Here is an 8,667-nt window from a genome sequence, read left to right as displayed (position 1 = left end):
TTCATTACTATCTGAATCGCTTGGAATTCCAGTTGATATTTCAACTCACACGCCCGTGTAGGGCGTGACTTTGGCAGTTGGCAGTAAATGGTTATGGAATGGTATTTCAACTCACACGCCCGTGTAGGGCGTGACGAAAACATCCATTATGTATATATGGCAGTTGCAAATAATTTCAACTCACACGCCCGTGTAGGGCGTGACATCAACAAAGCACTGAAAAACGCCAATTTCCAAAATTTCAACTCACACGCCCGTGTAGGGCGTGACCCTGTATGGAATGGCAGTAACAAACATTATCAGAGATTTCAACTCACACGCCCGTGTAGGGCGTGACTTCCTTGTTGGTTACTTCAACCATCGAAACGGCAATTTCAACTCACACGCCCGTGTAGGGCGTGACAAACGTTTTGAAACAGAGGAAAAAGAACGCAAACATTTCAACTCACACGCCCGTGTAGGGCGTGACTTTCAGTTTCAGAGTGTCTTATTTTGGAATAATCCATTTCAACTCACACGCCCGTGTAGGGCGTGACTTAAGATGGGTTCTGTTGGCTCTGATGTGACTAATTTCAACTCACACGCCCGTGTAGGGCGTGACATTAAGGATACAATTCTTGACGTGGGAACTTTCATTTCAACTCACACGCCCGTGTAGGGCGTGACCCGGCAGGTTCTTTTCATGGTTGGTTCTGCCATCATTTCAACTCACACGCCCGTGTAGGGCGTGACTCTTAACGCTATTTTGGGGTTCTGAATAGGACAAATTTCAACTCACACGCCCGTGTAGGGCGTGACTGCAGGGCGTGTTGGGCGACACTGACCAGGCGGTGATTTCAACTCACACGCCCGTGTAGGGCGTGACTGGAATGGCTATCACCGCCCTGATTGCAGGCGGCGGATTTCAACTCACACGCCCGTGTAGGGCGTGACTTTAAACTGCGGACGCAGGCACTCCAAATACTGGATTTCAACTCACACGCCCGTGTAGGGCGTGACCATCAAACAGCTGCTGGAGCTGGTGCCCCCGGCGCAAATTTCAACTCACACGCCCGTGTAGGGCGTGACACCCTTTTCTTCTATATGTTCCCATATGTCATTATTTCAACTCACACGCCCGTGTAGGGCGTGACAAAGGCGTAGTCGGGAAAGAAGAAGAATATTTGAATTTCAACTCACACGCCCGTGTAGGGCGTGACACTTTCTTTCTTTCCAATTCTCAAACATTTAAATTTCAACTCACACGCCCGTGTAGGGCGTGACCGAATGGCTATTGGTGCGTAAAAGACGAATAATGGATTTCAACTCACACGCCCGTGTAGGGCGTGACAGCACGGACGTGGGAGGAGACGAGGCGAAAAAACATTTCAACTCACACGCCCGTGTAGGGCGTGACATTGGCAGGGTAAGACTTACTACAACTGGAAGACTAAATTTCAACTCACACGCCCGTGTAGGGCGTGACGAACAGAACGTGTGCTATCAGCACTATCTTCAGAATTTCAACTCACACGCCCGTGTAGGGCGTGACTTCTTTTTTGGTTTAGCCATTGTCTTTTTTAGTCATTTCAACTCACACGCCCGTGTAGGGCGTGACGCTTTCATATATTCATTAAATTTTTTCTTGCAAGAATTTCAACTCACACGCCCGTGTAGGGCGTGACAACAACAAATACGGAAACAGCATTCAAAAGAAAAATTTCAACTCACACGCCCGTGTAGGGCGTGACTTTTTCCGTCTTCGATTATGTAGTCCCCTACATGAATTATTTCAACTCACACGCCCGTGTAGGGCGTGACATTTCTGGTAGCCATCCATCCAGCACCACCGGAAATTTCAACTCACACGCCCGTGTAGGGCGTGACGGACTGAATTTCACGTATATGGAATTTATGAGGAAGAATTTCAACTCACACGCCCGTGTAGGGCGTGACTTTCAGCAATCAAATTTGCTTCTGTTCGATAGGCCAATTTCAACTCACACGCCCGTGTAGGGCGTGACTTTTGAATAGTTGTAGCAGTTCCTTTTTCTATCAATTTCAACTCACACGCCCGTGTAGGGCGTGACCTTCGGATTCGCTTTAACAGACATGGAACACGATAATTTCAACTCACACGCCCGTGTAGGGCGTGACAAAACCATTACATATGTTGCCTCCATGTTTTCAAATTTCAACTCACACGCCCGTGTAGGGCGTGACATGGCGGTTACAAATATTATCAGAGAGGAAAACATTTCAACTCACACGCCCGTGTAGGGCGTGACCAAACGCCGTTTACTGGTAATACTCCCAATGATGATTTCAACTCACACGCCCGTGTAGGGCGTGACTCTATCAATACCGCCCTGCAGACGGGGCGGAGGATTTCAACTCACACGCCCGTGTAGGGCGTGACCGAAGGCACAGCGCGAGCGAGTAAATAATTGTAATTTCAACTCACACGCCCGTGTAGGGCGTGACGCCCAACCATCCGGCGCAATTTCCAGATACTACATTTCAACTCACACGCCCGTGTAGGGCGTGACTTTTCTACTTGTATTATAAATGAAAATTTTCAAAATTTCAACTCACACGCCCGTGTAGGGCGTGACAGGGAGACATCTGGAATAATTCCGGCATTATATCATTTCAACTCACACGCCCGTGTAGGGCGTGACCTTGGCTTCCTCGGTTGCAGTTGGCATTGTACAGATTTCAACTCACACGCCCGTGTAGGGCGTGACATTTTCTACTTGTATTATAAATGAAAATTTTCAAAATTTCAACTCACACGCCCGTGTAGGGCGTGACCCTAGATATTGTGTCTCCAAGGTCATACCCTCACACGGGACAGACTTTTATGCGCAAAACAGCGCTATTTTGTTCATTGCTTATTCACAATCATGCGACATTTCCTTGCGAACAACCCACAAAAATCAAATTACCGGCAGTTCGCAGATCACAAAATCAATGCGCCTTCCGGATCATAGGTATCCTTAGCGCCAAAATGCTCCACTCGTCTGTGCCAATTGTTTCCGAGATAATAAAAGCGAAGGCTGTCCTTTTGCACATCAATTAACTGCATCAGTTTTTCTTTTACCCTGCAAAAGGTTCCGTAGTCCAAATCAATTTCAAACACGGAATTCTGCACCCGTTGTCCGTAATTCTGGCATGCTTTTGCAACCTTCCGCAGACGAGCCCTTCCCTTTTGATCGACCGTGGATACATCATAGCTGACTAAAACCATCATGTCCATCACCTACTTTAATAAATAGCAAGGATACTCAGATATCTCCCCCCGCACATACTTGGCCAGCAAAGAGCTTTGTACAAAAGGAAGCAGTCCCAAGGGTATTTTCTCGTTCAGATATGGATGCTGTATCGTGGTACGCTTTTTCTCCTGCCACGCTGTCAGCACCTTTCGCTTTCCATCCTTGCTCAAAAATACCGCACCGCTTTCCTGCCGTTCAAAATCTCCGCCGTTTAATTTTCTAAGGTTAATCAAAGTCAGCGTCAGTCGCTCTGCAATGCAGCGTGCTTCCTCCACCAGATCGCATGCAAGACTGCTTCTTCCGGATCGAAGTGCATGGTAAAAACCATAGCAGCTGTCCAGTCCCACACCTTCCAGTGCAGAAGCATAGCTGCTGGTCATCATGGTATACAAAAAAGACAACACTGCATTGACAGGATCAAGCGGCGGACGCTTTGTGCGTCCGGTCAGATAAAATATGTCTTTCTGCTGTAGGATCAACCGGTCAAAAATGTTAAAGTACGCCTTTGCACAGTTCCCTTCCAGGCCCATAATGGTTTCTGTATCCCGCAACTCATATACCCGCTCCATGCCACTTTCCAGATAGGAAATACAGCCGCGCACTTCACCATCTGCATCCAGAGTCGGATTATCCCGCAGAGAACGTCGAAGCAGATACCGGGTGTTGGACAGCTTTGCTGCCACTGTATTCTGCGCCAGCAGCAAGTCCGGATGTTCAAACCGCTGAAACTGGGCTTTCCTCAGAAAAATATTTCCTCTCGTTTTGCCCTGTACCCGGGCAAGGAATGTGCCCGAGGGGGAAAGAAAATTCAGACTGATTCCCATCTCTGCGCATTTCCCCATCAGTGCCGGTGAACAGCCCGGATAACAAAAGCAATAGATTTCCTCGATATTGGAAAAAGGCAATCGAAATTTCTCCCGACCATCGCAGGTGCAGACAATATTCTCGCCATCCAGGGTAAGCCATGTGGTTTCATCCAGTATATACAGCGCATTCAGCAGGCGTTTCATTCCTGCTCCACCCCCTTCTGGGACAAAATCAGATCCCGGACGCAATAAGGCTTTTCCTTTGGAAAACACAGATCCGTCAGGGAGCAGCCGGAACATTTCTGTCCCTTTTTCCGTGGCGGAATCTGCTTTTGTTCCAGCAATGTCCGCATATCCTGAAGCAGCCTTTGCAGCAGACTATCGTAAGCCGCATACTCCGAGTCAAAGGGCAGCCGGACTCGCTTTTTGGTATCTGCATAGTACAGATACGCCTCACTGCTGCAATGCCATACAAAATCGGCACACACCTTCTGTGCAAATACCTGTATAGCATCCGTTTCCCGAAATCCCCCATCCTTGGGTGCTTTGGGCTTATATTCTACAAGCCGCACTGCATATTTGCCGGAACAGCCCGGGATTGAAACGCCCTGGCTGCTCCGTACAAATTCCACACAGTCGGTCATGCCATACAGGTCATACTGAGGCAGATCGTTGTAGATCGCAATATTGCTGCGAACGATCTTTTTGCTGTCTGAAAAACTGTGACTTCCATCGTGTACATGCTGGTGGAGGATGTCCGCCTTTACAACAAATGCATTCTCTGCCCAGTCACTGTTCAGCTCCAGCAGGGCGTACCGCCGGGGACAGTAGAGAAAATGCTGGATATTCCGGATGTTGATCGTCCGGTCGTTCACAGCTTTTCGATGAGTTCCACCCCATCCGGCATATTCCGATCCACAGTGACTGTGTAATCCGTATACGCACGGGGCGGATTAACGCCTTCCTTTTTCTGCACCTGGATCTTGTCAAACAATGTCTGTGCCGGGGCATTGCCCAGAGCAGAGGCGTGCTTGAATACAAACAGCTTACGCATGCTCATTTTTCCTCTGGCAGCGCTTCTGTCCCCTTCAAACATGTTGATGATAGCCGTCCACAACAGCTCCAGATCCTCCTCGGAAAAGCCGGTTACCCGCTGCGCCAGCATAGCGGAAACATAGCCCTCCGCCCGGTACAGACCGTAGGGAATCAGACTTTTTTTACCCATTTCGCTCTGCTTACGTTCAGTAAAATCCTTTTGCGTTGTAACAGCCTGACGGGTGATGGTGATATCCTGCACAGAAACCGGATCCAGGCTTCTGGCAAAGTTGAGCTGCACCGGACCTCTTACAATACCACAGGGATCATCACCTGTGCTCATAACAGCGCCAAAGGTGCGCACATCAAAGTAGTTGTCGCAGATATATTTCTGTGCCTTTTTCACGTCCTCTGGTTTTTTACCCTTTTGTCCCTTCTCCAATCCCAGTGCATCGTATGCCGCTGTGAATTTAGTATTCAGAGCTTTATCCGCTTTGATCAGGATATTGTAGCCCGGCTCTCCTTCCTTATAAAGCTCCACGAAATTGCGGATCTTTCGCTTGAGACACACATCCGTCACAATGCCCAGGGAGGTTTCCGGGTCTGTCCGGGGCATATTTCCAGCATCCGGGTCCCCGTTGGGATTTCCGCTCTCTACATCAAACAGCATCACAAATTCATATCTGTTCTCAATTGCCTTGTTTTCCATACTAATCCATCCTTTCAATTCTCGTCTTCTTTTGTTTCTTCCTTACTTGTCCACAGCTTCTGATTCATCTGATAATACCCGATAATAAACCGCCCCTGGTCATCCAGCGACAAGGTTTGTGGAAACTCTCCCTCCAGCTGATTCATTAAGCTGCCTACAAGCCGCCCGTAAAAAACACGTACACGCTCCTCGTCCAGCTTATGCAGGTGATTCTGGGACAGCTTCGCCAGTGTGGGGAATACGCTTGCCGGTCGGGAGCATGCAGAAGAAAAATATGCATCCTTGATCGTCCGGTTCAGGGGTCCCTTCGTAGCGTCTTTCTGGAGCTTCTCATACACTGCAAACAATCCTCCACAAATATATGCCGGATTCCTGTTTTCCTCGTTCCACGCCATAGTGATTTCCTCCTTGTGATTTTTTCGGTTCAGGCAAGCCTTAATGATCCCTGCCCGCACCCGATTCAACTTGATATATTTTCCGCCCTTGGCGTCATTCTCATCGTCCTGGTCTGTCTTAACCCGACGAACCACGGTAGCCAGCAGAGCATCCGGATACCGGGTGTTCTGCAAAGCCGCCAGAATGATGCTGGATTCCAAAGGTGGCGGTACGTCCTTATTGGACGATTTCGGCGAAACCAGTTCTTTGTTGATCCACTTAAAGGGAATAGGATGTGTGTCCTGCTCCCGGATCCGCAGATCCTCCTGATGCTTCAACAGATTCTGAATCAGATTTCCGAACCGATCCCGGTAAATAAACTTCTGGCTGACACGGGTTATGGTGTTCGTTAAGCCCACTATATAAAAAGTAGTATTATTCATTTCCTCCATCCGCCGGATCGCTTCCGGATCTCCCGTGTATCCGCCTTTCGCATAAGTCAGCAGCTTCTGGATGCTCTGTTCTGTTTGCTGATCCGTCGAGCCGCCCAGCATGGAAGCAAAGAAATCACACTGCGCCTCATCATTCTGGCACATGGCAAAGAACACCACTGTCATACCTTCCAAAATCACATGATGTTGCCGATCCTGCAGCAGCTTGTTCAGTTGGTCCGTGTAGAGTTTCATAGCCTTTTCTGAAACACCGCTATTAAAAGATTTTTCTTTACAATAGGATTCATAAGCACTATGCTTCATGCAAACAAGTCGACAACCGGTCTGATTCGGAAAATCGAATGGATTATGCTTCCGTGCAATCGAGAGCCTTTCCCCAAGAATGCTGCAAACTGTATCCGCAGGCTCATCTGTTCTGCAATCGTCTTGCTGACAAATTTTCTGGTATTTGGCGATCAGTTCCGGATCTTCCTCCAGATTCGCCTTGCCTACGCCAAGGGTAAATCCAAAGTAAGAACCGCTATAAGCAGCACCCAACTGCCGGAGAACCGGGTTTTCCGTTTCCTGCTCCGGATCCCAGGTTTCAAGAAAACGCCGATATGCCGTGCAAATCTCAGAATCCAGACCATCCATAAATGCCAGCTCATGTTCAACAAATGCTTTATGGGATCTCCTTGCCTTATTTGTTTCATCATCCGGTGTCCAGATTTCCTGACCATTCTCTTTTACATAATTGAGTCCAAATATGTACAGCGGCCGATGATCCAAATAATACGCTTGAACAATCGAAGTCTTATTTCGCATCGGCAAATAGATCGTATCCGGAACATCCTTCTGCTTTTCCTTACCCTTTTTGTCATAATAAGTCTCCAAATGCCGCTGGGGAAGAATATCCAGCAGTTTCCCCTCCGGCGAAAGCACAATCCGGTAGGAGATCTTCTGTGGCCGGTAATATTCCGGTACGGAGGCATTTTGAGAAGATGAAGCCTGCTGCTTTTCCGCATAGTCGCACAACGCTTTGATCAGCATAGAATCCCCTCCCTGTATTTTGCCACGTCAATGACACCATCGATCATATGGGGACGATAGTACATCGGATCCGCAGCGTCAGAAAACTGTGGTGCATCCCAGTCTTGATTTACGGGCACGCCTCCGTCCCGGAACCGCAGACCGTACAGCATAACCCCAAGATCCACATCGCCTTTGAGGGATGGATCCACCTGGGACAGATCAAATGCATCCACCAGCTCCAGCCGCCGGACGGCAAATTCTCTGCATCCAAGACAGGGCTGACGGAAATGCTGACCATTCCGGAGCCGCCGCAGCATAATATTATAGTGCTTTTCCGGGCTTTCATCGGGGTGCTGTGACTGAAGTCCCGTCATCTCGAAGTGGAACTCTACTCCATATTTCACGTCCCGCAGCAGCATGCTGGCTCGCTGACTCCGTACATTTTTCTGTGAGGTAAAAACCTCCACAGGGCCTTTCCCATTCATCTGGTTTTTCACAGATGCCAGCGGTATCTTCTGGGACACCTCATTCCGCCGGATGTTGATAAACCGGATCGGATGGAACACCACGATCTTGTCGATGACGATCCGGATCGCCGGCTTCCAGTAAATGGACTTGATCAATCCTTCCATAGCCGACACCGTCGGCACATCATAGCTGACCCGTTCCACCTTGAATTCCGGTCGGGTAAACAGTGCATACTCTCCTTCCACCAGGATCTTAAAACCATATCCCATTGTATCGCTCCTTTCTTACGCATCACTTTTACGCCATATAAATTGGCTGAATTCCCAGATCCAAGCCCGTTTCCGGATCATAGTTATCCGGATTCGACAACACATACACGCCGCAGCCCGTATCCCGTACCAAGCCCAGCTTCAACGCCTGGTCAAATTCCCCGTATACCCGCAGCGCTACGGAATATTGCTGCAGTTCCCGGCGGACACGCTTGTTCCCATTAGACAATTGCTCCAGCAGCTGTGCTGTTCTCTCCCACTTATCAATCACTACGGCTACGGTCTCTT

The 8,667-nt window shown here is 48.8% G+C and carries 6 protein-coding genes, 1 pseudogene and 1 CRISPR repeat array; all 7 genes and pseudogenes read right to left on the bottom strand.

The window, feature by feature from the left end; genetic code table 11:
• Positions 1 to 37: 37 nt before the first annotated feature.
• Positions 38 to 2,793: direct repeats of the CRISPR family, unit length 32 nt; unit sequence ATTTCAACTCACACGCCCGTGTAGGGCGTGAC.
• A 148-nt stretch (positions 2,794 to 2,941) separates the two neighbouring features.
• On the bottom strand, positions 2,942 to 3,232 hold the full coding sequence (gene cas2 / locus RUM_RS08590; RefSeq protein ID WP_015558736.1) for a CRISPR-associated endonuclease Cas2: 291 nt from the start codon (positions 3,230 to 3,232) through the stop codon (positions 2,942 to 2,944).
• Between the two features lie 9 nt (positions 3,233 to 3,241).
• Positions 3,242 to 4,264 carry a type I-C CRISPR-associated endonuclease Cas1c gene (cas1c, locus tag RUM_RS08585; protein WP_015558735.1) on the bottom strand — a complete coding sequence of 341 codons (1,023 nt, stop codon included), beginning with the start codon at positions 4,262 to 4,264 and terminating at the stop codon, positions 3,242 to 3,244.
• Positions 4,261 to 4,935 carry a CRISPR-associated protein Cas4 gene (gene cas4, locus RUM_RS08580; RefSeq protein WP_041326370.1) on the bottom strand — a complete coding sequence of 225 codons (675 nt, stop codon included), beginning with the start codon at positions 4,933 to 4,935 and terminating at the stop codon, positions 4,261 to 4,263. Before cas4 ends, cas1c begins: the two co-directional genes overlap by 4 nt.
• The gene (cas7c, locus tag RUM_RS08575) at positions 4,932 to 5,804 is read right to left on the bottom strand and encodes a type I-C CRISPR-associated protein Cas7/Csd2 (protein WP_015558734.1); all 873 of its coding nucleotides are present in this window, start codon (positions 5,802 to 5,804) and stop codon (positions 4,932 to 4,934) included. Before cas7c ends, cas4 begins: the two co-directional genes overlap by 4 nt.
• 14 nt (positions 5,805 to 5,818) lie before the next feature.
• Positions 5,819 to 7,660 (bottom strand): type I-C CRISPR-associated protein Cas8c/Csd1, encoded by a 1,842-nt coding sequence (gene cas8c / locus RUM_RS08570; RefSeq protein ID WP_015558733.1) that lies wholly within the window; start codon positions 7,658 to 7,660, stop codon positions 5,819 to 5,821.
• Positions 7,654 to 8,379, bottom strand: coding sequence for a type I-C CRISPR-associated protein Cas5c (gene cas5c / locus RUM_RS08565; RefSeq protein ID WP_015558732.1), 726 nt, complete (start codon positions 8,377 to 8,379; stop codon positions 7,654 to 7,656). Before cas5c ends, cas8c begins: the two co-directional genes overlap by 7 nt.
• Before the next feature lie 28 nt (positions 8,380 to 8,407).
• Positions 8,408 to 8,667, bottom strand: a pseudogene (locus RUM_RS08560) (hypothetical protein); the annotation flags it as partial.

Source organism: Ruminococcus champanellensis 18P13 = JCM 17042, from assembly GCF_000210095.1.
In the GTDB taxonomy this organism is placed as follows: Bacteria; Bacillota; Clostridia; order Oscillospirales; family Ruminococcaceae; genus Ruminococcus_F; species Ruminococcus_F champanellensis.
The sequence above is the reverse complement of the archived record's forward strand: the minus strand, read 5'-3'. Positions and strand labels throughout refer to the sequence as shown.

Excerpts from the sequence above, each read along its gene's own strand:
- cas2 (WP_015558736.1), bottom strand. The coding sequence starts at position 3,232 with ATGATGGTTTTAGTCAGCTATGATGTATCCACGGTCGATCAAAAGGGA.
- cas1c (WP_015558735.1), bottom strand. The coding sequence starts at position 4,264 with ATGAAACGCCTGCTGAATGCGCTGTATATACTGGATGAAACCACATGG.
- cas7c (WP_015558734.1), bottom strand. The coding sequence starts at position 5,804 with ATGGAAAACAAGGCAATTGAGAACAGATATGAATTTGTGATGCTGTTT.
- cas8c (WP_015558733.1), bottom strand. The coding sequence starts at position 7,660 with ATGCTGATCAAAGCGTTGTGCGACTATGCGGAAAAGCAGCAGGCTTCA.
- cas5c (WP_015558732.1), bottom strand. The coding sequence starts at position 8,379 with ATGGGATATGGTTTTAAGATCCTGGTGGAAGGAGAGTATGCACTGTTT.